21 protein-coding genes and 1 pseudogene are annotated in these 23,952 nt (G+C 41.7%); 11 read left to right on the top strand and 11 right to left on the bottom strand.

All coding sequences use genetic code 11. The annotated features are described in order from the left end of the window. Nucleotides 1-94: 94 nt before the first annotated feature. Both murA and IPM95_12750 read right to left on the bottom strand, forming a co-directional pair. Nucleotides 95-1,405 carry a UDP-N-acetylglucosamine 1-carboxyvinyltransferase gene (murA, locus tag IPM95_12755; protein MBK9330138.1) on the bottom strand — a complete coding sequence of 437 codons (1,311 nt, stop codon included), beginning with the start codon at nucleotides 1,403-1,405 and terminating at the stop codon, nucleotides 95-97. Nucleotides 1,406-1,419: 14 nt separating this feature from the next. Further along, nucleotides 1,420-2,109, bottom strand: coding sequence for a DUF4290 domain-containing protein (locus IPM95_12750; protein ID MBK9330137.1), 690 nt, complete (start codon nucleotides 2,107-2,109; stop codon nucleotides 1,420-1,422). Between the two features lie 296 nt (nucleotides 2,110-2,405). Between IPM95_12750 and IPM95_12745 the strand changes: the two genes are divergently transcribed. After that, nucleotides 2,406-4,787, top strand: a complete 2,382-nt coding sequence (locus IPM95_12745; GenBank protein MBK9330136.1) for an OmpA family protein — start codon at nucleotides 2,406-2,408, stop codon at nucleotides 4,785-4,787. A gap of 66 nt (nucleotides 4,788-4,853) precedes the next feature. Here IPM95_12745 and IPM95_12740 read toward each other — a convergent pair whose 3' ends face one another. The 3 genes from IPM95_12740 to lpxK form a co-directional block, all read right to left on the bottom strand. Further along, complete coding sequence (locus tag IPM95_12740; protein MBK9330135.1) at nucleotides 4,854-5,363, bottom strand: hypothetical protein; 510 nt, start codon at nucleotides 5,361-5,363, stop codon at nucleotides 4,854-4,856. A 44-nt stretch (nucleotides 5,364-5,407) separates the two neighbouring features. Then, entirely contained in the window at nucleotides 5,408-5,782 is a 375-nt protein-coding gene (locus IPM95_12735; GenBank protein ID MBK9330134.1) for a hypothetical protein, read from the bottom strand. Nucleotides 5,783-5,884: 102 nt separating this feature from the next. Next, complete coding sequence (gene lpxK / locus IPM95_12730; protein MBK9330133.1) at nucleotides 5,885-6,982, bottom strand: tetraacyldisaccharide 4'-kinase; 1,098 nt, start codon at nucleotides 6,980-6,982, stop codon at nucleotides 5,885-5,887. A 20-nt stretch (nucleotides 6,983-7,002) separates the two neighbouring features. On the opposite strand from lpxK, the gene IPM95_12725 reads away from it, so the two are divergent. The 3 genes from IPM95_12725 to IPM95_12715 all read left to right on the top strand — a co-directional run bounded on the left by IPM95_12725 (nucleotide 7,003) and on the right by IPM95_12715 (nucleotide 9,309). Continuing rightward, nucleotides 7,003-8,097 (top strand): Nif3-like dinuclear metal center hexameric protein, encoded by a 1,095-nt coding sequence (locus IPM95_12725; protein MBK9330132.1) that lies wholly within the window; start codon nucleotides 7,003-7,005, stop codon nucleotides 8,095-8,097. Continuing rightward, the gene (locus tag IPM95_12720; protein MBK9330131.1) at nucleotides 8,097-8,867 is read left to right on the top strand and encodes a hypothetical protein; all 771 of its coding nucleotides are present in this window, start codon (nucleotides 8,097-8,099) and stop codon (nucleotides 8,865-8,867) included. The genes IPM95_12725 and IPM95_12720 overlap by 1 nt, the downstream gene beginning before the upstream one ends. A gap of 97 nt (nucleotides 8,868-8,964) precedes the next feature. Then, on the top strand, nucleotides 8,965-9,309 hold the full coding sequence (locus IPM95_12715) for a DUF4260 domain-containing protein (protein ID MBK9330130.1): 345 nt from the start codon (nucleotides 8,965-8,967) through the stop codon (nucleotides 9,307-9,309). Nucleotides 9,310-9,312: 3 nt separating this feature from the next. Here the strand turns inward: IPM95_12715 and gldG are convergent, their stop codons facing one another. The 3 genes and pseudogenes from gldG to gldA all read right to left on the bottom strand — a co-directional run bounded on the left by gldG (nucleotide 9,313) and on the right by gldA (nucleotide 12,744). After that, nucleotides 9,313-11,010: a gliding motility-associated ABC transporter substrate-binding protein GldG gene (gldG, locus tag IPM95_12710; GenBank protein ID MBK9330129.1), complete on the bottom strand. Its 1,698-nt coding sequence runs from the start codon at nucleotides 11,008-11,010 to the stop codon at nucleotides 9,313-9,315. A 1-nt stretch (nucleotide 11,011) separates the two neighbouring features. Beyond that, nucleotides 11,012-11,739 (bottom strand): annotated as a pseudogene (gldF, locus tag IPM95_12705) (gliding motility-associated ABC transporter permease subunit GldF). A gap of 84 nt (nucleotides 11,740-11,823) precedes the next feature. Continuing rightward, nucleotides 11,824-12,744: a gliding motility-associated ABC transporter ATP-binding subunit GldA gene (gene gldA, locus IPM95_12700; GenBank protein ID MBK9330128.1), complete on the bottom strand. Its 921-nt coding sequence runs from the start codon at nucleotides 12,742-12,744 to the stop codon at nucleotides 11,824-11,826. 133 nt (nucleotides 12,745-12,877) lie between these two features. Here gldA and IPM95_12695 point away from each other — a divergent pair, with 133 nt between their 5' ends. Next, nucleotides 12,878-13,402: a hypothetical protein gene (locus tag IPM95_12695; protein ID MBK9330127.1), complete on the top strand. Its 525-nt coding sequence runs from the start codon at nucleotides 12,878-12,880 to the stop codon at nucleotides 13,400-13,402. Here IPM95_12695 and IPM95_12690 read toward each other — a convergent pair. Continuing rightward, a complete protein-coding gene (locus IPM95_12690) occupies nucleotides 13,399-14,583 on the bottom strand; it encodes a glycosyltransferase (protein ID MBK9330126.1) in 1,185 nt (394 codons plus the stop codon). The genes IPM95_12695 and IPM95_12690 overlap by 4 nt on opposite strands. Nucleotides 14,584-14,604: 21 nt before the next feature. Further along, complete coding sequence (locus IPM95_12685; protein ID MBK9330125.1) at nucleotides 14,605-16,476, bottom strand: hypothetical protein; 1,872 nt, start codon at nucleotides 16,474-16,476, stop codon at nucleotides 14,605-14,607. Between the two features lie 140 nt (nucleotides 16,477-16,616). Here IPM95_12685 and murB point away from each other — a divergent pair, with 140 nt between their 5' ends. Beyond that, nucleotides 16,617-17,633 (top strand): UDP-N-acetylmuramate dehydrogenase, encoded by a 1,017-nt coding sequence (murB, locus tag IPM95_12680; GenBank protein MBK9330124.1) that lies wholly within the window; start codon nucleotides 16,617-16,619, stop codon nucleotides 17,631-17,633. A gap of 5 nt (nucleotides 17,634-17,638) precedes the next feature. Here the strand turns inward: murB and IPM95_12675 are convergent, their stop codons facing one another. Further along, nucleotides 17,639-18,565, bottom strand: a complete 927-nt coding sequence (locus tag IPM95_12675; GenBank protein MBK9330123.1) for a hypothetical protein — start codon at nucleotides 18,563-18,565, stop codon at nucleotides 17,639-17,641. Nucleotides 18,566-18,930: 365 nt separating this feature from the next. Here IPM95_12675 and IPM95_12670 point away from each other — a divergent pair, with 365 nt between their 5' ends. From IPM95_12670 to IPM95_12650, 5 genes are all read left to right on the top strand, one after another. Beyond that, complete coding sequence (locus IPM95_12670; GenBank protein ID MBK9330122.1) at nucleotides 18,931-20,415, top strand: DUF2779 domain-containing protein; 1,485 nt, start codon at nucleotides 18,931-18,933, stop codon at nucleotides 20,413-20,415. Nucleotides 20,416-20,837: 422 nt separating this feature from the next. Continuing rightward, entirely contained in the window at nucleotides 20,838-21,374 is a 537-nt protein-coding gene (locus IPM95_12665; protein ID MBK9330121.1) for an IS110 family transposase, read from the top strand. Between the two features lie 8 nt (nucleotides 21,375-21,382). Then, nucleotides 21,383-21,808, top strand: a complete 426-nt coding sequence (locus IPM95_12660; protein ID MBK9330120.1) for an IS110 family transposase — start codon at nucleotides 21,383-21,385, stop codon at nucleotides 21,806-21,808. Between the two features lie 1,104 nt (nucleotides 21,809-22,912). Next, nucleotides 22,913-23,371, top strand: coding sequence for a hypothetical protein (locus IPM95_12655; GenBank protein ID MBK9330119.1), 459 nt, complete (start codon nucleotides 22,913-22,915; stop codon nucleotides 23,369-23,371). Further along, nucleotides 23,371-23,931 carry a hypothetical protein gene (locus tag IPM95_12650; GenBank protein ID MBK9330118.1) on the top strand — a complete coding sequence of 187 codons (561 nt, stop codon included), beginning with the start codon at nucleotides 23,371-23,373 and terminating at the stop codon, nucleotides 23,929-23,931. The genes IPM95_12655 and IPM95_12650 overlap by 1 nt, the downstream gene beginning before the upstream one ends. The last annotated feature ends 21 nt before the right edge of the window (nucleotides 23,932-23,952 follow it).

The following is a 23,952-nucleotide window of genomic DNA, read 5'->3' as shown; positions in this document are numbered from 1 at the left end:
ACATAAAAACAAGGATGTTTATCCACATTTAGGTTAATAAAACATAACGTTTTCAACGAAATACAATGGGAGAAAAAACAGGACTGAAAACAGGTTACAATCTCTTAATATCGGCACCCAGATTCCTCAGGCGCTCGTCGATGTGCTGATACCCTCTGTCTATCTGGTGGATATTGGAAATGATGCTTTTCCCTTCGGCAGAAAGGGCTGCAATCAGCAGCGCTACCCCTGCCCTGATATCGGGCGAGGACATGTTGATACCGCGCAAGGGATATTCGCGGTTAATGCCTATGACAGTCGCCCTATGAGGGTCGCACAAGATTATTTTGGCACCCATGTCAATCAATTTATCGACAAAGAACAGCCGGCTTTCAAACATTTTCTGATGAATCAGCACACTGCCGTCCGCCTGTGTGGCAGTCACCAGCATAATACTCAGCAAATCGGGTGTAAAAAGCGGCCAAGGGCCGTCTGCTATAGTCAGGATGGAACCATCTATAAAAGTATGGATTTCGTAATGTTCCTGACCATGCACTACGATATCGTCACCTATGATTTCCAGTTGTATTCCCAGTTTTTTAAAATAGGCTGGAATCAGGCCGAGCATATCTACCCGTGCATCTTTTATGGTAATATTGGACTTAGTCATCGCCGCCAGTCCGATAAAGCTGCCGATTTCTATCATATCGGGCAGTAAACGGTGCGTTGTACCGTCCAGCTTCTTAACACCTTCAATCTTCAGCAGATTCGAACCTATTCCCGCTATTTTTGCGCCCATTCTGTTAAGCATCGAGCATAATTGCTGGAGATAGGGCTCACAGGCTGCATTAAAGATGGTCGTCTCCCCTTCTGCCAGCACAGCAGCCATGACAATGTTCGCTGTTCCGGTTACAGAAGGTTCTTCGAGTAAAATGTATTTTCCAATTAATTTTTCCGTTGTTAATGAATAAAATGATTTTTCCTTGTCAAAATGATATTTTGCGCCTAATTCTACAAACCCTAAAAAGTGCGTATCCAATCGCCTGCGTCCAATTTTATCTCCACCCGGCGTAGGCAGGTAGGCTCTCTTAAAACGAGCCAGCAAAGGGCCTAAAATCATGACCGAACCACGTAAATGACCTGCCCTTTTCTTAAAATTTTCTGTCAGCAAGATATCAGGATCGACATTCTTTGCATTAAACGTATAAGTGTCTGTATTTTGTTTGGCCACCCGCACACCCATCTCCTGCAAGAGTTCTATCAGTACATTGACATCTAGAATATGGGGGATATTGGATATGGTAATATCCTGGTCGGATAACAGCACTGCCGATACTATCTGGAGTGCTTCATTTTTGGCTCCCTGCGGAATGATGGTCCCGCTTAATGGCTTACCGCCATTTACTTCAAACGCATCTGCCTGCATATTCATTCCCGTTATTATTTGCTAAAACGATTGCGGTTATTGTTGTTGCGGTTCTGATTATTTCGGTTCTGATTATTTCTGTTATTGTTATTGCGGTTCTGATTGCGGTTCTGGAAGTTACCCGGCTTATTGTTGGGTGTGAACTTGCGCTTCGGCTGGTTTCGGGACATGCTCTCAATGTTCATATCCTCGCTGATCTCCAGTTCACCGCCGGACAGTGATTTCATATCCTCTTTTATCAATTCATTGCTTACCTCCTCATTGCTCCAGTTCTTGTAGGCCATTTTCATGAAGTTGCCGATAATCTCTGTGAAGACTTCTTTTTTGCCTTCATCTTCCATCGCTTTTGCCTTAGAAACCAATGCTTCCACATTTTTACCGTAATGCTTCAGCTTAATCCTTTGCTGCGGATAAGGCAATTCAGAAGGCTTGATTCTGGCCGTTGCCTCGGTCGGAATGGGAAAAGGGGAATCTACCTCTAATTTAAACTTGGAAATGATGAATATGTGATCCCAGAGTTTATGCTTGTAATCTGCCGTATTACGCAATTGCGGATTTAAGATACCCATCAGCTGGATAATGTTTTCAGCTACTTTCTGACGTTCTGTGCGGCTGGGAATGGAAACGGCGTAATCGACCATTTTTTGTACGTGACGGCCATATTCACGCATCTCAATCTCATTTCTGTCTGTATTATAATTCATTACTGTAAAATTTAATTTAACGGAGATTCATCCTTAAAAAACTCATAAAAAACACTGATTTTTTAAATCATTCACTTTCAGGCTGTAAAATTTTATGCTATTGTTTATTTCAGTAAAACACTAAAAAAGATACTTTTAATGAAGTGTTTACGAAGCAATACAAATATACTGCAATAATTTTAACTTTTATACTTTTTTAATGGAAAAACCATAATTTTGTTGAACGTAACCATCATATAATTCCAATTTATATTGAACGAAACAAACAAGTATAATCCGCACTAAAATTCAAAACCATGATACATCAGAACAAAAAAATCATCTTACTGCTGGCAGCAGTGATATGCATCACCTCCATTAAAGCCCAGTTTCTTGGACTGCGTGCCAGTAATTTTGGCGGTGTAAACAATGTGAATTACAATCCTGCGATTGCGGACAACCGATTTAAAGTTGACATTAACCTGTTTGCACTGGATGCGACCGTCAGCAACAACTACATCGGCCTGAAAGGAAAAACCTTTAATTTTAAAAATTTTGATGACTCCGTCAACCTCTCCGAAAACCTGAATGGCAAGGCAAAATTTGCTTATATCAGCAATACGGTTCAACTCCCATTTTCCTTCCTGGTATCCTTTGGAAAAGACATGAAGAACAATAATGCGATTGCATTTTCTTCCCACCTCAATACGATAGTGAATGTAGATAACCTGGAACAGGATTTGGCCAGAAACCTGCGTTGGGGCTGGGGTGACCGTGCATTTGATATCATCGGAAATTTCTTAGGAAAGGATCATTCCATCAAAAACATGGGTATTAAGGGAATGGCTTGGGCAGATATAGGCGTTACTTATTCCCGAGTAGTTTTAGATAAAGACAAACACTTCCTGAAAGTGGGTGCAACCATTAAAGTAGTAAAGGGATTGGGAGCATTATATGCTTACGCGGATCAATTTGACTATCGCTTCGACAGCAAAGATACCATTACATTATTAAATGCTGACATGAAGATAGGTGTTTCAAAAAACCTGGATTATTTTTCCGAAAATTCTGAATTCGATGCAATTGGCCTGCTTAAGGGATTTGTTGACAAAGATGTCTCAAAATGGTCTGCTGCCGGGGATATCGCTTTAGTGTATGAGTTCAGAAAGGATAAAGATAAGTACAAATACAGCATGGACTGCAAAGACATGTACTATAATGAGAGAGATAAACATTTTGTACAGGTCGGATTTTCCGTCATCAATATCGGGCGCTTAACCTTTACCAAAGCGGACTCTGTATTTGACTATGACGTAAACCTAACAAAGACAGGTGAATTGTTCAATGAAAACACACTGTTCGAAAACTGGCGAAATCTGGGTACCAGATCCGCCACTGACCAGAGAACCTTTAAGATCTGGCTCCCTACCACTATCAATACGTGGATTGACTTAAACCTGTATAAAGGACTTGGCATCAATGTAGCGGCACAAATCAATCCTATTCCGCAAAAGAAAAACAACGTCCATCATTTATCGATCGTGTCTATTACACCAAGATATGACTACAAATGGTTCGGCGCCTATTTACCTGTTGCCATAGATCAGCTTGCAAACGTTCAATGGGGGCTTGGACTGCGCTTAGGACCTTTCTATATAGGCTCACAGGATTTCTTTACCTATCTGATTAAGAAAGATAAGAGAGACATCAATATTCAGGCCGGCTTAAGAATTACGGTTCCAAACAGAAAAACAGCGAAAGATAAAGATAAAGATGGAGTATCCAATAAAAAAGACCTCTGTCCGAATCAGAAAGGAACCTGCGAATCCAACGGTTGCCCGGACAGAGACGGCGACGGCATCCTGGATACTGAAGATAAATGCCCTGACACACCGGGCAAGAAAGAACTGCAGGGTTGTCCGGATGCAGATGGAGACGGCATCATTGACATGGAAGATGACTGCCCTAACCAGGCTGGTCCAACTGAATTAAGAGGATGTCCGGACAGGGACGGAGATGGCGTTGCCGATAAAGATGACAATTGTCCAGATACTCCCGGCAAGAAAGAATTGAAAGGATGCCCGGACAGAGATAATGACGGTGTGATAGACTCAGAAGATGCCTGCCCGGATGTGGCTGGTGATAAGGACCATGCCGGCTGTCCGGATACGGATGGTGATGGATTGTATGACAACGAAGACAAATGTATCACCGAAGCCGGTCCGAAAGAAAACCTTGGATGCCCTTATCCTGATACAGACGGAGACGGTGTCTTGGATAAAGACGATGCCTGTCCTACCGTGAAAGGTCCTAAAGAAAACAAAGGTTGTCCGGTACAGGATGAAAAGATCAAGAAGGTATTGCTGAAAGCACGAAGTATTCAGTTCGAAACCGGCAAAGCCATCATCAAACCTGTTTCCTATCCTATCCTGAATGAAGTGGCTAAGATGCTTAAAGAATACAGCTACTACGATGTCAGCATAGAAGGACATACGGATAATGTAGGCAAACCGGAAAGCAATTTAAAACTTTCTCAGGGTCGTTCTAAAGCAGCGATGGATTACCTGATTAAACAAGGCGTGGAAGCATCCAGAATGACTTCTTCCGGATTTGGTGACTCCAAGCCATTGGGTGATAATAAATCCGCCGCAGGAAGAGCTCAAAACAGACGAGTAGAATTTAATCTGATTATGAAATAATCTTCTGATTTTTTCTTACATAAAAAAGCCCGGCGAATGCCGGGCTTTTTTATTGACCTTTGATTTTCAATCATCCTCCTTTTCTTCCTCCTTATCTGAGACACCTGTATTGTTTTCGGCTGCCCCTGCGGCAGAAACTGATCCTCGTATCTCATCATGTTTAATCTTTCCACCCAGCCAGCCTGACCTGAACATCAAACCATTCACCAAAACAGCCAGCAGTAATATTCCGAATGATGCCTTAACAATGATATCTTTCTTTCTATTGATAAGTAGTACCAGGGCGCTCAATACCCCTAAAGCAATCATGGCATAAAAGGCAATGGCAGAAGCATCTTCGTGTGTTTCTATGGCAGCTTCACTGACCCCTGTTGAATTTTCTACGATTTCTTCCGCACCTTCCCCGGAGAAGAATGCTCCCGAACTGGCAACCGCCACTATGAGGAATGTCCACAAGGATATGGAAAGTATAGCCGGGTTCTTTCTGATCAAACCGACAGACAATAATACAATCCCAAAAAACGCCCCTAAAATAGGAATATGATTAAGCAATAAATGCAAATGTGCAGTATTCATAAAGTATAAATTAAATGTTAGAAATAAATAAAATCAAGAATGATTTATCGGGGAGGCCCTCTCTTGTAATATGCAACAACCAGGTTGCAGGATGTTAACCTGTGTGTTTCCGTATATCTTTTTATGGAAAAAATGGAAGTTGCTGTAACCGGAATCAGCAGCGATAAAACGAAAAAAAGAAAAAAGGGATCCTGTTCATTCAAAATTTTTTCCTGTTTAACAAACACATTATTGAAGTGCTCAGAGCCCGGATTAACAGCTAGAATGGTATATAATAAATTCCTGTAAGGTGCATTAAAGGCGAAAGAGATTTTTTGAGTACGTGTTGGTTTAGATATGTGTTCATGAACAAAAATACCATGCACCAGTATCAAAGCGACAGTCCAGATGATAATGCTATTTCTTACAGCCTTGTTCATGATTGAGGATATTCAATTAAAGCAGGGATTAATACGATTGTAATTTACAGGTTTTTCCATCATCCATCCGAATATTAACCTAATTTAATAAACAGCATCTGATTATTTGCCCTGTATATCCGGTTCCGTATGGCGTGGTTCTATGGATTCGGTTCTGTAAAAATAGTCCAAATATCCCTTTACTGCAGGGATAAAGTCACCTCCATTCTTTCCAATCAGTTTGGTACGGATGGGAATACAATGCAAGGAAATACCATGTTGAATCAGCCAGTTTTTATGAACCGCTAAGCGCACCCCGTCTTTTTCTGTTGTCACCCACCTTGAAAAGTCAGGATAATTTTTCCGGATTCGTTCTAATTCAGATTGTTCAAAGTGGTGGTGATCTTCAAAGTCAAAGTGCACCACTCCGCCGGATTTGTCTTCCAAATAATTCTTTAACGGAACTGCGTTTGCGATACCGGTTATCAGTAATTGCTCTTCTTTCGTATCAAAAGAAAACCTGTCGTCCGATTGTAAAATATTATAGGGCGCCCCGTATTCTATACTGCTGAAAAATACCTTCTGTCCAAAAGCCGGTTTTATCTTCTGAACGATTTCCATCTGTTCCTGTTCACTTAAATTTTCGGGGCACTTTGTAACAACAATTATATTCGCCCTGTCTTTTCCGGATGAAAATTCCCTCAGCGTACCTAACGGCAAAATCAGGTCATCATAGAAAGGTTTGAAATAAGTGGTCAGCAGAATATTGATATCCGGACGAACACTCTGGTGCTGAAAGGCATCATCCAGCAAAATGACTTTTATTTCCGGATGTTCCGCCAATAAACGGGGAATGGCAAAGACACGCTGTTCGCCCACACTCACCTGCACCTCCGGATATTTTAACTTGATCATCAGCGGTTCATCCCCCACTTCTTTTGTCGTATGGGTTCGTCTTACGGAAAGGTAACCCGATGTCTTGCGTTTATATCCCCGGCTCAGCACGGCAATGGGATATCTATCTTTGAGCAGCTCTATCAGCAATTCCACCATCGGTGTTTTTCCTGTCCCGCCAACACTGAGATTTCCAACGGTAATAACCGGAATCTCAAAGTCTGTCGAGCCAATAAAATTGGATTGGTACATCCGGTTGCGCAGCCAAATTACGGAACCATATAGGATTGCGAAAGGAAATAATAGTATTTTTGTAAGTATATTCAAGATAAACCTAAAATAAACAGATGAAAATAGCAGATATTATTCAGACTATCGAAGATTTCGCACCAATATCATACCAAGAGCCATATGATAATGCCGGCCTGCTGGTGGGCGACAAAATGGCAGAGTGCAGCGGTATCTTGATTTGTCTGGATGCCATCGAAGCGGTCATTGACGAAGCCATCCGTAAAAAATACAATCTGGTGGTTGCACACCATCCCATTATTTTTTCTGGATTAAAAAAAATAACGGGCAAGAATTACATTGAACGCACCATCATCAAAGCCATCAGGCATGATATTGCCATTTATGCCTGTCATACCAATCTGGACAATGTTCAACTGGGTGTCAATCACATTATTGCTGACAGATTAGGGCTGGCCAACAGGAAGATACTCGATCCTAAAAAGGGAATACTGAAGAAACTATACACCTATACACCTTCATCAGCTACCGAGCATGTATTAAATGGTTTGTTCTGCGCAGGGGCAGGCCGCATCGGCAACTACAGCGAATGCAGCTTTAAGCTTGCCGGACAAGGAACATTTAAAGGTAACGACCTCTCCAATCCTGTCATTGGAATAAAAAATAAACGACACAACGTAAAAGAAGATAAGATTGAAGTCATTTTTCCAGATTATATGGAAATAAACATCTTAAAGAAACTGAGGGAGGTTCATCCGTATGAGGAAATCGCTTATGAAGTCATTATACTGGACAATGTACATCAGGAGGTCGGCTCCGGTCTCATTGGCGACCTGAATAAGCCTGTGGATGAGTCGAAATTCCTGGATTTTGTTAAAAAAAAGATGAAAACGGCATGCGTCCGCCATACCGCTTTGCGCGGAAAGAAAATCCAGCGGGTTGCGCTTTGCGGCGGATCCGGCAGTTTTCTGTTACCCAAGGCAATTGCACAGCAGGCAGATGTCTTCATAACGGGCGATTTCAAATACCATCAATTTTTTGATGCTGATAATCAGATAATTATAGCAGATATCGGGCACTATGAGAGTGAACAGTTTACTTCACAACTATTTAACAGGATAATATCGGAAAAATTCCCTACTTTTGCGGTTCAAATTTCAGCAATCAACACAAATCCAATAAATTACAGATAATGGCACGAAAGAAAGAATTGACGACTGTGGAAGACAAATTAGAGCAGTTAGAAGCCTTACAGGCCATTCACTCTAAAATTGATGCTATTCATATCCTGAAAGGTGAATTACCTATTGAAGTGGCAGACCTGGAAGATGAAATTGCCGGTACTCAAAAACGGATTGCAAAAGTACAGGCAGAAGTGGACGAAGCGCAGGAAGAGATAGAACACCGTAAAACACTGATGAAAGAAGCGCAAAGTCTGATCACCAAATACGACAAACAACTGCACAATGTAAAGAACAACCGTGAATTTGATGCGCTCAACAAAGAGATTGAACTTCAAAAACTGGAAATTCAACTAGCGGAAAAGAAAATCAAAGAAGCAAACTTTACGATTGAAAATCATAATAAGCAAATCGCTGAAATCCAGAAACGGCTTGACAGCAAAGAGAAAGATTTAGAAATCAAGAAGAAGGAATTGGACAATATCATCAAAGATACCGAGAAAGAAGAGAAAGAACTGACGGCAAAAGCAAAAGAAATGGAGGAAGAGGTAGAAGACAGATTTTTGCAGGCATTCATCCGTATCCGTAAATCTTATAAAAACGGGCTGGCAGTGGTAAAAATCAACAGAAATGCGTGTGGCGGCTGTTTCGGTTTCATTCCTGCTCAGACACAATCCGAAATCCGTAAGAAGAAAAAGATCAACACCTGCGAACACTGCGGCAGAATCATCTCCGGAGTGGATGACAGCGCCGTGTTAATCTCCGAAGAAGAACTGGCCTAACTGCATTGCGAGAGATGAAGTAGTCGCTCAAGACATAAATTCAATGCCATGCATCTGCATGGCTTTTTATATTTTATCTTTCCTTAAAATCTGTCTCATGAAACTGATGCTAAAACTGGAAGAGCTGGGAATGTTTCTCCTTTCTATCTTGCTCTTTTCTCAGCTGCATTTTACCTGGTGGATCTACCCCGCTTTATTGCTGGCACCTGATATCTCGATGTCGGGCTATCTGGTGAATCCCCGGATAGGCGCTTACGGCTACAATCTCTTTCACCACAAACTCTTAGCCATAGTTATTGGTATTGCCGGGCTTTATCTGCAAAATGAGTGGTGGATGCTGGCCGGCATTATTCTTTTCGGACATTCTTCCTTTGACAGAATCTTAGGCTATGGACTAAAACATACCGACAGTTTTAAAAACACGCACCTGGGGAAACTATAAACTTCAACGTGCGTACTTCGCTCTTCGCCTGCTGTTATACATAATTCCGAATACAGACATGAGCAATAAAGGAAACCCGAAAGTGGCAACTTGCCAAAACCCTTTCTGATTCAACAGTTTTGCCTTATCCAGGAGGCGCATCTTCACTTCACGGTTACGGGCATCTATGAGATTATTATCATCCACCAGATATTCCACACAATTCAAAAGAAAATCCTTGTTGGCAAATAATTTTCCGGAATATTTATCATAGCCTAATGCCAGCGGTACTCCTTTGGTATCTCTTTCAATGTTGGCGACATCTCCGTCACCCATAACTATCATTTTATTCAACCCACTCTTTGGCAGGAAATCCACTCTTTGTATCTGCAGCAATTGCTGAAAGTCTGCCGTAAACTGATTCCTGTACAGTGAGGTAAAATTCCCTTCCAATAAGACGGCAAGCGGTATATCTTTCTGGTTAAACAAACCAGGGTCAGGTTTTTGCTTCGCTCCTTCTAAAAAAATAGAAAACGGTGTCTGCTGAACACGCGCGTACATCGAACTCGACAACAAGACGGTCTTTTTTAAATCAGGATTATTCAGAGTATCAATCGAACTGCAGAACTTTAATGCAACGGGGTCCAGATTCTTTACAATCGGGTGATTATTCTTGTTGATGGCCATCGGATAAAACACCCATGGAAATAATTTAGGCTGCGGATTACCGCCTATACTTTCAATGATTGGAATCTGGGTGCAATACAAATCCAGCACCAGATTATGCTCCATGCGTACGCCATACCGAAACAGCAAATCATCTGTATTTAAATCCCGGGGAACCGCTACGATACTGGGAGCCAGTTTAAAACTATCCAGATCACAAATGATATTATCCAGCAGCCACAACGTCTTTCCTCCGTGCATGATATACTGGTCAATCAAAAACTTCTCATAGTCGTTAAACGCCGATTTCGGCTTGGCAACAATTAGTATATCAATTTGATTATTCAGGAGTTTATCCTTATCCAGTTCTATCTTATCCAACTGAAAGCTTTGCGCCGCCAGCGCTTCCAGGAAACCTTCCAGCTGTTGGATACCCGATTCCCCGTGCCCCTGCAAAAAAGCAATTTTTACAGGGTGTTTTTTCACTATTTTCTGAATACTGTTGGCCATTTTGTATTCCAGGAAACTGATGGAATTATTCAGCGACCCCTGAGCACCCACCGAAAACTGGTTTTCCAATATCTGGACCGGAATCTCTCTTCCGTTAGCACTGACGATAGCACCGGGAAACACCAGCTTCTCCGTAAAGCCGCTTTCCGATTTCACTTCCAGGTTCGTGGGGCGCAGTCCTTTCTTTACCAGTTCCATCTGAAAATCTTCCCTCTTTTTCTGGTCTTTGATGGCGTTGATATCGACAAACCTGTATGTTACCCTGCCTTTCGACAAGGTTCTGAATTCCTGCAGCAACTCGCGGGTTTCATTCCTAAGAACCTTTATACCAGCAGGTAAATCTTTGCCTTCGAGGTATACTTCTATCAAAATGGGTTGTTCAATATCTTGCAATAATCTTTTAGTGGAAGCGGATAGCGTATATCTTTTCTCCTGCGTCAGATCGAAGCGATGAAAGAAATAAGATGATACTATATTAACGGCAATGACAGCCAGCAAACTGACTCCCAACAACTTTACAGACCGTATGAGATAATAATTCTTCATATCACCATTTCCTGCTTTCCAGCGCCGTTCGGGTACCGATTAAGAACAGGCTGATTACGCTCAAAAAATAAACAATATCTCTTGTATCCACGACACCCCTGCTGATGGAATCGTAATGCGCATTTAAACCAATCGACTGGATAAGATAATCCAGTTGCCCCTGAAGAACCGAAAGCGAACTGATCCTGAAAAAGGCGTCGTACATCCAGTAGCACAGAAACACACCGACTAAGAATGCCACAATCTGATTATTGGTAATGGCGGAAGAGAAAATCCCGATGGACACAAAAACGGCTCCCAGAAAAAACAATCCGATATAACTCCCCACGTAGCGCCGCTGTCTATCGGAGCCTCTGCAAGGCTTAATTTCTTAACCGCAATAAAATAGATAAACGTAGGCAGGAAGGTAAACATCCACAACATTATTGCTGCCAGGTATTTACCAGCCACAATCTGAGAATCGGTAACGGGTTTTGTCGTCAGAAATTCAAGGGTTCCGCTTTGTTTCTCGTCCGCAAACGTTCGCATGGTAATAGCCGGAATCAGGAATATGAGTATCCATGGCGTCAGCGTAAAAAAAGCATCCAGTGTGGCATAATTGCTTTCCAGAATATTGCCGTGAAAGACAAACAGGTTCAATGCCAGCACGACAAAGAATACCGCCATGCTGACATAGGCTATCAGGGAGGAGAAAAATAAATTGATTTCTTTTTTTAAAATCGCTGTCATGATTTTCATATTGAACACACAGAAGCATTGGTCTTTAGTTCCGGCCTCGCTTTTATCTCATTCTTTACAAGGTGTTTATTTGTTTTAATTCTTACTGGTCAGTTGCTGAAAAACATCCTCCAGACTTTTGGTTTCCTGTCTTAATGTCAATAACGGATTATTCTTGCTGACAGCTAACGCAAAAATATCTTTACGCAGCCGGTTGCTATCTTTTCCATGCAACAGGAAGTGCGTGGATGATATCTTCTCAACCGACAGAATATTTTCGACGCCATTCAAAGAGACTTCACTCATTTCCTGTTCAAATTCCACCTCTATCCTTACTTCACTTGAAATCAGTTTCTGCAGATTCTCCGTCTTATCATCAGCGACCAACCTGCCTTTATTAATGATGATGACCCTGTCGCAGACAGCCTCCACCTCCTGCATGATGTGGGTGGAGAAGATAATCGTTTTTTCTTTGCCCAACTCCTTTATCAGATGCCGGATATCTGCCAGCTGATTGGGGTCTAACCCGGAGGTAGGCTCATCGAGAATCAACACATCGGGTTGATGAATCAGCGCCTGTGCCAAACCCACGCGCTGTTTGTACCCCTTGGAGAGCTGGCCGATTTTTTTGTGCTGCTCCACGCCCAGCCCTACCAAATCTATTGTCTCATTTATCCTCTTGCCGCTGTTTGTTCCTGGCTTAGAACCGTAGACCAGCAATGCAAATTCCAGAAATTCCCTGACATACATATCGTAGTATAAAGGATTATTTTCCGGAAGGTATCCGATTTTTCTGCGCACCTCCAGCGGATGCCGGATAATATCAAAATCACATACAGTTGCCGTACCTGAATCGGGCGGAACGTAGCAGGCGAGCATTTTCATGGTGGTTGACTTGCCGGCACCATTCGGGCCCAAAAAACCCAATATCTCTCCTTTCTTTACCTGAAAGGAAATACTATCTACCGCTTTCTGATTGGCATAGGCTTTGGATAAATTCTGAACGGAAACGGACATAATGCTATTCAACAAAAATAAGAAATAAAATCGCATTCGAATTCTTAATTTTACCAAATGAACCGGTCGTTCTGCGTCAAACCGGAATAGTTTATTATTTGAAGAGAAAACTGCTATCTTTACACCAACAAAAATGTACACCCTTTGTAAAAGACACCTGATTCTTTTGTCGCTGGTTATCGTGGCCGGGATTTCTTCCTGTACTGTTGGCAACAAGGTCATTCCGGATCCCGGAGGCGGTGGCCTGGTGGACACCACAGGTACTATCGGCACCTTTTACCTAAACTTAACGGGCGACACTTCTTACCTGTTGACAGTGGTGGCGGTAGACACCATAGTAGATGACAGTTTAGTGGTCATTGGCGGGGATTTAACCATCAAAGACCAGGTACTCTTTTCAACGGCAAAAGCGGAAGTGGGAACGTATTATACGGAACAGTCTCCACCCGGTATCACCGGGGCTGTTTTTATTTACCGCAAGCGAGTGATTACCGGCTATAAAAATTATGCCATGCTGCATGGTAAGATTGTCATAAGCAGCGTTGATATCGTTACCGGGGTGATTAAGGGAAGCATTGATGTCAATAATGAATATGTTTCCGGTGCTGACAAGCATTACCGCCTCCGGGGCAACTTCACGATAAAAGTGCAGGGTTAGTCATTGATGGCACGTTCTATGTTTTCCAGCACGGCTTCCCAGGTATAATATTGCCGTGCAATTTCCCTTGAATTCGTTTTTAACTTTTCCCAGGTATTCTTATCCGTAAGCAATGTATCTATAGCCTTTACAAAAGCTTCCGGCTGGTCTTTGATAAAGACAGACTCGCCGTCTTTTACCTTTAATCCTTCCGTGCCGATGGAAGTCGTCACACAGGGAATACCCCGATACAGTGCATTAATCACTTTAACCTTTATCCCGCTGCCAAAACGCAGGGGCGTAATAAATACCCTTGATTTTCTAAAATAAGGTTCCACATCTTCTACAAAACCTGTTAACTCTACCTGATTGTCTTCTTTAGCAATTTCTTTCAATCTTCCATCTGCATGCTTTCCGATGATAACCCATTTTATTCCGGGATGATTTGCTTTCAGCTGCGGCCAAATTTCCTTGTTGAACCAGACCAACCCGTCAATATTAGCCTCCCAGCTGAGTGTACCGATGTACAGCAATACTAGCTCCGTTTGCTCATACGTCAAATCAGGTTGCTCCAGCAACTGATCATCTCCAAGGTGATAGGTTTCATAAAACTTCGTTCTGTCAGCGCCAATCTTGACCAGCTCGTCCGTATCGTTCGGTGCGGCTAACACCGCCGTTGCATTTTTACAAATCTCCTGTTCATACTTGCGTATCCTGCCTGCCTGATGATACAGGGCAAGTTTTTTCAACCAGTTTTTTTCAATCGCTGCATATCGCTGCCAGATCAGGTATTCGCAGTTATGCTGATGCAAAACAACCCTGCCTTTATAATCCTCCGGTATGTATTGAAACATGACATAGTGGTCGCAAAAAATTACATCATATCCGTTTGCTAAACCCTGTATCTTATCTTTAAATGTCTTCGATTTATTTCGATACAGATTTAACGGAATGTGCTGTAAATTGGAAATCAGCAGATTCTTTGCGGAACGGGGAATATTCAGTTCGAGTGTAATAAGGTTTTTGAGTTTGGTTTTATGATGGAATTCCACTTTAAAGCTTTTATCCTCATTCTTTAATAAACAGGCTACCGTAAGTTCGTATCGTTCACTCAGAAACTGCACCACCTTGCTGGACTTGATGACACCGCCGCTGACCGGCGGGTATGGAAGAGTAGGGGTTAAAAACAAAATTTTCTTCATCTGCTGCATTTATTCACATCATTAATCGTAAAAAGTCCAGGTAACGCCCACCCTGAATGTTCTGTCCAGGTATCCGTAGTCAGGAGCTGTATATATTCCTTTCTGTTTGAACATTCCCTGATTGACATGTTCCACCCGCAGGAAGATATTGGTCCGTTTGACATTCAGATCAAAAAACAAGTCCAGGATCGGATAGAACTTCAGCCGCTGCTTATTCTGCTGGTAAAAAACCGCGAGAGACGGATTGTAATCATTTCCGGTGAAGTTGGTATTGTAGGTAATGTCAAATCCCAGTTGTGCATGTAATTTTCCGGAAATCCAGCCTCCCTTGTAATACAGGGTTTGCTTCATGGCAAATACCGGCAAACGGACAATGCTGTTGTTGGAAATCCATTGTACATATAATTCCGTACCGGAAAAGATATGTTTGGTGTTAAAATCCTTGCGCACCTTTATCACCAGCGCATTTAAGGGTTTGCCGTATTGCTGCGGCAATGAAGCTGTATCGTTGTAAATGTAATTTTGTATGAAATAGTTTTGCACACCCACATACATCAGTTGTTTTTTCCATTCAAATACCCCTTCTACCTTAGCCTGGAATGTTTTTTTAAAATCATTCACATATACAAAATGGTTGCCATAATAAAATGTTTGTTTCTGTGAGGGCGATGCCAGAGACACATCCCCTCTTACCGCTACGGAGATGCCTTTCTTAAAATTCAATTTCCCCAGAAAGCGCACATCAAAATCTCCGATATATTTTGGTACTATATCGACTGCAGCATCTACCGAATAGCCGAAAAAGGCAGAATCGGTCTGGTTGTAAATCTTGGCTTTCAGCTGTACATCCTGAATCAACTCGTTGGTAAAACGATGCTGATATTTATTGAAGTCGTACTGAATCCCGGCTGCAAATAAGAATTTCTTAGGCAGGGTATCATTCTGCATATTCTTGAAATAAACCGCATTCCGCACCGTCCATGAGATGGTATTATCAATGGTGGTATCCCCATCGAAGAACATACTTGCATAGTAGGAGGAATCCTTATCGAAATCTTTGTACAGGAATTTCCAGTGTGAGAACTCAAAGAAATGCTCGATGATATATTTTGGCTTTACCACTTTCCGTCTGGTGGAGTCATTGATCTGCACTTCCTCCTTTTTCCCGAGGTTAAACTGCTGTAAAAAATGTACATTCCGCTCGTCCCACTTATTGACAGCGTCATCCAGTTTAACGGGTGCAAATTTTTTATTTCCGGTGTACAGCGGGTTATCAAAAACATTGTCTTCGAGCCATCCGCCGTTTTCCTGATTGATGATTCCGTTATAGATGAAAGCGAATTTTAAATCATAAAAATGATCTTTGGTTTGAAACCAGTGATTGAACGAAAATAAATTCTGAACAGACTGCTGATGCTGATTTCTTCCGTTAAAATTATTACGGTGGAAGTTAAATCCGAAATTGATATTCGGCTTAATATTTATGGAGAACTCGCCACCTCCGGCAATCTCCTCTTTTCCTCCAAACACAAAATCAAGGTAGGTATAGGGTGTCTTTGTCTTGTAGTATTTTATCTTTTCCGGCTGTATGAAAAACAAGTCAAACGAATTAAACCCGTGTTTGTAGCCAATGGGATTATCGTTCGTGAACATCAGGGAATAGGAGGCTGTACCGAAATTCCCCAGATTATGATACGGCACGTATTGTTTTTCGGTGGTGTTATAACGGTGAAAGTTTTCTATCAGCGAATCCGGGCGGCGGAAAACAGGATTATCCGGTGTGACATATTTGGTATCATAAAACAATATCGGATTGGGCTGTGTGATGGTAATCTGTCCAGCACACGTAAAAGAAAGAAACCCGATAAGATATGAGACAAAAATTTTCTTCACCCGCCAAAAATACGGATAAAAAGAAGGAAAATACAAGAGTAGGGTTGGATGGACGGATAAATACGGGCGAAGATCCGGTCTGATTTTTTTGTATTGAATCAAAAGTCTTTAGTTACTTTTGCAAACAACCAACAACGACGATGGCCATTCTGGAATATGTATCCCTCCAACCACACAATACCTTCGGCGTGGAAGCCTGTGCCCGCTATTTTTGCAGGGTAGCCACCAAAGATCATCTCGTAAATATCATTGTGGAGGAGCTGCAGTATCACAATAAATACCTGATTATCGGCGGCGGCAGCAATATCCTGTTTTGCAGTGATTACGACGGTCTGGTCATCCATAACGAAATTAAAGGGATAGACGTGGTGAAGGAAGATGAAGAGTTTGTGTGGGTGAAAGCATTATCGGGAACAACATGGCACAATTTGGTACTGTACTGCGTGGAAAAAAACTGGGGAGGAATAGAAAACCTGTCGCTCATTCCCGGCACCGCAGGTGCCGCGCCCATCCAGAACATCGGCGCCTACGGCGCAGAGCTGAAAGACAGATTCGAATCGCTGGAAGCGATAGATATGAACACCGGCGAAGAACGGATATTCCAAAACACGGATTGCAGATTTGGCTACCGCCAGAGTATCTTTAAGAATGAGCTAAAGGGAAAGTATTTCATTTATTCCATTACCCTGAAGCTATCCAAACACCCTATTATCAATACACAATATGGGGATATCCGGAACATACTGATGGAAAAGGAAATTACAAATCCGACGATTCGGGATGTTTCTGACGCAGTGATTTGTATCCGCAGCAGCAAACTACCGAACCCCGCCGAAATCGGGAATGCCGGAAGTTTCTTCAAAAACCCCGAGGTGACCGAAGACAGGGCTAAAAGCCTGTACACTGTCTATCCCGATATGCCGGTATTTGCTCAGCCAAACGGCATGGTTAAAATCCCGGCGGCCTGGCTCATCGAACAATGCGGGTGGAAAGGGAAACAGATTGGCCACACGGGCAACCATGCTCGACAGGCATTGGTAATCGTCAATTACGGGAACGCCAGCGGTGTTGAAATCTGGCAGCATGCACAAAACGTACAGCGGTCTGTGAAAGAGAAATTCGGAATAATATTAGAACCTGAGGTGAACGTTGTTTAGTCTTATTATTTATACTTTTTGCGGGTAGCCTTATCTACTTCATCCACTCTTTTATTCAAGTCGAGACCCTGTGTTTTTGTCTTCTGCGGCTTGATTTCCGTTGTCTTTGGCGCCTTCTTTTTTGCATCTTTCTGAAACGTATAACCAAGCTCCACATTCAATCCGAAGAAGTAATTCCTGGACGACTTATAGGAAGGATGCTTCCTGTATGCTTTTGCATTGATATCATTCAACCCTGCTTTGCCTTCAAATGCAACTCCTAAGAACATATTGTTATTAAAGATGTAATCAAAGCCGAAGCGCAGCACTCCCACCCCCTGCACGGTCTGAAAAAAGGACTTGTAATTATTGCTTTGATTGGGTGAATACGCAGGATACCCACCCAGGGATGGTTCAATCGGATAACCAAACGGAGTGGCAGTCCCGCTCGTATTTGTAATCTTATAGGTCATCTGTGCATTCAGCAGGAAATCGGTTTCGAAACCGACGAGCAATTTCATTCTCCAGTGGAATTTATCATCACTGATCCGAATATGATCCTTTTGACCTCTCAGCAACGGGGCAAAACGGTACAATACCCCGAAACCCATATATTTAAAATCCACCGTTTTCTGGTGTGTCCCGACCAGTGCAGGATATTTCCTCCATTTAAATTCATCCCTATAATTCTGTCCTTCATCACAGAAATTGGCAAAAGCCACGATACCGTGCTGCTCTTTGAAATTATAACCTCCCTGTATAAACACATGGTAGCTGAATTTAGGCTGATAGTCCAGCTCCTTGCTGTTCTCCGCCAGAAAGTAGGTATTCTGCGCCAGCATATAGGATAATCCCGGAGTGGCACCTATGCTGATACTTCCTCCTTTCTGTGCATAAGAAGCTGCAGCTAAACACAATACAAACAGCGTGACGGTAAAATTTCTTAGATTCATTTGTAAATATTTTTCATACATTTAGGCAGAAAAGAAATTATTCAAGATAATACCCTTCCGGTATCACACGTCAAAATCTCTCTTGCATACTTTCTCAAATATAGTAAAATGTCTTAAAAAACATTAAAATAAGCGGCAAATACATCCGCATTAACTATAAGAATTGAATCAATAAAACAGGATTTAGGATGTTTTTCAGTGATAGAAGTAAAATCAACGAAGAGTAGCCCGGAGCATTTGAGTTGATTTTAGCTTCGGTTTCTATCGAAATAAGCATGAAGATAGAAAATCACCTGAAAGCATCCTGAATGGTTTTTGTTACTTTTTGCCATCAAAAAGCAAGTAAAATAAATCCTACAACTGGAATGAGTTCTAAAAAAAGCACCCTCAGCAAATCTACCTTAATCCGAAGCATACAGTGTTCCAAATCGCTGTATTTATACAAGAACCATTACAACCTGCGCGACAAGGCTGACATCACCCAACAACAGAAATTTGACCGCGGGCATCGAGTGGGATTGCTGGCACATCAGCTGTTTCCGGGCGGCAAAGACTGTTCTCCGCCCAACCCTTTCAGCTATGACGCCTCCATCGCCGCCACCAAACTGCTGGTGCAGCAACGCTTTCCGATTGTTTATGAAGCGGCTTTCAAATACAACGGCATTATGGCAGCTTCGGATATACTCGAATGCAGGGATGGAAAATGGTATGCCTACGAAGTGAAAAGCTCCTTCCGGATTTCCAATACCTACCTGCTGGATGCCACCATACAGTACCATATCATCACCAGGAGCGGCGTGATGCTCGAAGATTTTTTTCTGGTTACCATCAATAATGACTATGAACTGGGAGACAAACTGGACGTTCAGCAGTTTTTCAGAAAAACATCTGTATTGAGTGATATCCTGGAACGTATTCCCTTTGTAGAGAGGACCATAGAAGAAGCCATTGCCACTTTAGACAGCCCTTCGATTCCTGACATTTCCATCGGTGCCCACTGCACCAAACCCTACCCCTGCGACTTTCAGGGATATTGCTGGAAAAACCTGGAAAAAGATTCCATCTGGTACCTGCCCGGTGTGTCCATGCAGGAAAAAGGTTTATTTATGGAAAGAGGCATCACCACCATCCACCAGATAGACAATACGGAGGAGCTGAATGCCCGTCAGAAAGTGATTATTGAATCGTTTCAGCTGCAGCAACCTCATATACGGAAGGACTTGCTGCAGCAGTTCATTGAACCGATTCACTATCCGCTCTATTATTTTGATGTGGAAGCCTTCCAGCCGGCTGTGCCTTTGTTTAAAGGGTCGAAGCCTTATGAGCGCATCCCGTTCCTGTACTCCCTGCATTATAAAGAAAGTGCCAACACCCCCTTGCAGCATTACAGTTATATCTCGCCGGTAGGCGATGATGACAGGATACCTTTTATCGAACAATTTCTAAAAGACACCGAAGGGGAAGGAAATATCCTGGTGTTCAACACGCTGATGGAAAAGAGCATCCTGTTCCGGCTCTCCGCGGATTTCCCGGATTACAAAAAACAACTGCTACAGCGCATCAACAGAATTATAGATGTGGAGATTCCGTTTAAGGAATTGTACTACTATCACCCTGCCCAGCAAGGCAGTTTTTCGTTGAAATCCATTGGCAATGCGATGCTGGGAAAAGATGAGTTTTCCTCCAGCCGCGTGAAAGACGGCGAAGAAGCGATGGCGGTGTACAATGAATTGTTCTACACAAATCATCCTTCCGAAATCCCGGAAAAGCTGCAACAACTCAAGACCTACTGCCGCACGGATACCTATGTGCTGTATGAGATTTTTGAAAAACTGAAAGAGTTGGTGTAGTTTTTCTCTTTCTGTATTTCTTGCAAAGACGCAAGGAACGCATACTGACTCTCCTCAGCACATCGTCATGGCGAGGAGGTACGACGAAGCCATCTTTCTTACACTGTAATTTTTTTCTCGCAAAGATACCAGGAACGCACACTGCTCCCTCTTGCACTCCGTCATCCTATGTTTGCAGAAAACTAATTTGAACTGAGGCATAAATATCTTGTAAAGGAAATTTTATTAATCAATTCAAACAGAAGAGCAGGAAAGGATAAAGATTAAGTACCGTCATAGGTAGTGTGATACCGTTCGAAATGCTAATCACCTTTCCCTTCTGAGTTGTAAACTTGGACAGTTCATAGTGCCATGAGCACGTATTTAGGATAGATAAGTCAACAACCAGATAGCTCTCCAGTTTGAGAAAACTCAAATTTATCATGACAAAAGTAGTAAATTATGTTGGAGTAGATGTCTCCAAAGAGACTTTAGATGTAGCCATACCGAAAGAAGATGGCTGCTATGTACACAAAAAGATTAGCAATAATCCACTGGGTTTTAAAAGCATTATCAAATATTTGCCGAAAGATGCCTGCATAGTGATGGAAGCTACCAGTAGTTACTATATGCCGTTTGCGTATTATTTACATTCGCAGCAAATATTGTTAAGTATTGTAAATCCATTGTCAGTAAATCATTTTTGTAAGATGCGAATGAGTAGAGCTAAAACAGACAGGAAAGATGCCGCCATGATAGCACAATATGGTAAGAGTGAAACACCAAGATTATGGCAACCCAAAGCAGAACATCTTTTAGAACTCCAGCAATTACAAGCGATTCTGGATAATCTCACCAAACAAAAAACAAGTTGTAGTAACCAATTAGAAGCTTTTGTCAGTAGTGGGAAGATGAGCAAGGATGTCAGTAAAATTATTAAGAAACAGATTGCTTTTTATGATAAGGAGATAAAAAAGTAGAAATAAAAATGGTTGCTATCACAGAAAAACATCATTCAGAACTGTATAAAAATTTACAGACGATACCAGGTTTAGGTAAACGTACTTCGATGTTATTAATAGTTGTAACAGATGGATTTACAAAGTTTGAGAATGCAAAAGAATTAGTAAGTTATATTGGCATCTGTCCAAGGTTATATGAATCAGGTACAAGTGTAAAAGGTAAAAGCAGAATATGTAAAATGGGAATGAGTCGAATGCGACAATTATTATATTTATGTTCTATGCGAGCCATGAGTTCAAATAAACAATGTAAAGAAATGTACGAACGATTAAAACAAAGAGGAAAAAATGGAAAATTAGCATTAGTAGCTTTAGCAAACAAACTTGTCAGACAAGCATTTGCCATAGGCACAGGAAATATAGCTTACAATCCTAATTTTTCTTTAAAATAATTTGAATATTTACACAGTTCATTTCGACGAGGCACGAGCGAGAAATCTTATACTTGTCAAGAACAGCGTGCTTTGTTTTAGCGAGATATCTCTCCGCCGTCTGGCGAATCGATATGACAGTGTGCAATAAAAAAGCAGATTGCTCCTCCTAAGCACTCCGTCATGGCGAGGAGGCACGACGAAGTCATCTTTCTTACAATGTAATTTTTTCTCGCAAAGCCGCCAGGAACGCACACTGCTCCCTCCTGCACTCTGTCCTTTCGAGCGAGGCACGAGGAGATATCTTGCTTTAGTTTAGTAATACGCTTAGTTATAGCAGGTTCTCTCTCCGCCGCCTGGCGAATCGATATGACAGTGTGCAATAAAAAAGCAGATTGCTCCTCCTAAGCACTCCGTCATGGCGAGGAGGCACGACGAAGTCATCTTTCTTACAATGTAATTTTTTCTCGCAAAGCCGCCAGGAACGCACACTGTTCCCTCCTGCACTCTGTCCTTTCGAGCGAGGCACGAGCGAGAAATCTTATACCTGTTAAGAACAGCGTGCTTTGTTTTAGCGAGATATCTCTCCGCCGTCTGGCGAATCGAGGGGACAGCTGACAATAAAAGAGCAAAACGGCTTCTCCTCAGCTCCCTGTCATATCGACGAGGTACGAGGAGATATCTTGCTTTAGTTTAGTAATACGCTTAGTTATAGCAGGTTCTCTCTCCGCCGCCTGGCGGAGAGAGAGTATATGTGAAATAAGAGATTTAGTTTGTTTATTAATGCATGCATTTCTATTCATTCTTATCGTTTTTAATAAATAACATTCCAATACCACCAATTATAAGTGTTCCGAAAAAGATATACAGAAAGATTTTAAACCTTATTTTTTCAAGTGCAATATAGCTTTGACAACTAGTAAATAATAAAACTGATAAAAGAAATAAAAAGAGTATTTTGTTTTTCATGTTGTATGCTTTATGTAATATAATAAAAAAAATCAAATATAGTATAGAAGGTTGTCCATGTGGATAAAATCCCTTAACATTTAACACATACATTAAGATGAATCTATTTCTTCTCCATTATCTTAGTTATCCTGCAAAACCCAAAAAACCATATCCATGCAACTGCCTTTTTACAATAACGATGATACCCGCCACAGCCCCCGAAATGAACGGGAAGCGGTGCTGTATTACCTGTCGAAGATGGACATAGAAATGCTGGAACTGGTATTGAGTGACAACCGCACCTATCAGGATGCCACAAAAAAAGTGTTTCTGGAAAAACTGAACCATTCCTTATTGGAATTTACGGCTAAAGGGGACAGTGAACTGAAGGCATTGAAAGGTGAATGCAGTAACGACAAATGCAATAAGGGTTGCGCGGGTTATGCCTTTGTCGGCAACTGTTCCGGTTTTCATTTAGACTTCATTGTAGAAGAGGCAAATGATGAAATACTCGATATCTGCTATTGCTCGGAATTTAAGGCCTATGCTGAGCCATTGGATCTGAATAAAAAATCAGTATTTACATCAGCCGCGATGAAGAGGCTGATTTTAAACCCACCGAAAAGTTTCTGATGACAGCCCATCAATGTTCAACTGCCTGTGATGAAATCATCCGGAATGACATGCATTTACCAATCATCGATATGCATAAAGCAGCAACCTGGCTGGAAAAATACCAAGAATTGTATAGTGAAATGGATCCTATATATACTCCTGCCACATTCAGCAAATTTTACGATATTTACTACACCGTTAAAGAGTTAACGCCTAAATTCTACCAGAGAGATGAAGCGGAAAGAGCACTGCAATTTTATCATAACAGAGTAAAAAAAAGTAAGAATAAAAAGATGCTGTTATGCTGGCTGGTGGAGTTTGAGCCACTCGAAAATGATTTAATGGCACTGTATTATTTCTATTTCAATGTCGATGGAGAACCAACAAAGGAGTACGTGAGTATCAACCCAAAAGTTGAAGTATATCTGCATGCAGAGGATTTTGCAGTTCAATTAAAATTCATACATCTTTACTATAACTACTACTGGAAAATGCTGGAAAAATATACTACGATACCTGAAGAAATGTGGACAACGCTGGAAGAAGGATCTGAATCATCTGAAAAAGGAATTCCTTAAAATATCATTTACAGCTAAGAG

This window comes from Sphingobacteriales bacterium (assembly GCA_016719635.1).
In the GTDB taxonomy this organism is placed as follows: Bacteria; Bacteroidota; Bacteroidia; order Chitinophagales; family JADIYW01; genus JADJSS01.
The sequence above is the reverse complement of the archived record's forward strand: the minus strand, read 5'-3'. Positions and strand labels throughout refer to the sequence as shown.